The sequence below is a fragment of the Bradyrhizobium sp. Kon56 genome, assembly GCF_055807635.1.
In genome coordinates this window covers 1-247 of record NZ_JBVVOU010000567.1, presented here as the reverse complement: position 1 = coordinate 247, position 247 = coordinate 1, and the positions used below count along the sequence as shown (strand labels likewise).

The window sequence follows — 247 nt, the reverse complement described above, 5'->3', positions numbered from 1 at the left end:
ACCAAACCATGGCGTAGTTTCTGGGAGTTTTAAAGCGGGTATGATGCAGAAACCCTCCCTCGATCCAGACGTGGCGGACTGTGCGCCGAATGACGCGGTGCTTACGGCCTATGACGAACAGCATGTCGTCACGTACATTCGCCTTTTGCAGGCGGAGGGTCAGGGAGCGGACTGGCAGGAGGTCACTCGAATCGTCCTGCATATCGATCCAGAGCGAGAGCCGGAACACGTGCTGCCGGCCTTCAAG

At 57.9% G+C, this 247-nt stretch carries 1 protein-coding gene; it reads left to right on the top strand.

The window, feature by feature from the left end; genetic code table 11:
* Window positions 1-43 precede the first annotated feature (43 nt).
* The coding region (locus tag AC0L3B_RS40070; RefSeq protein ID WP_473383519.1) for a DUF2285 domain-containing protein at window positions 44-247 on the top strand (204 nt) is incomplete at its 3' end.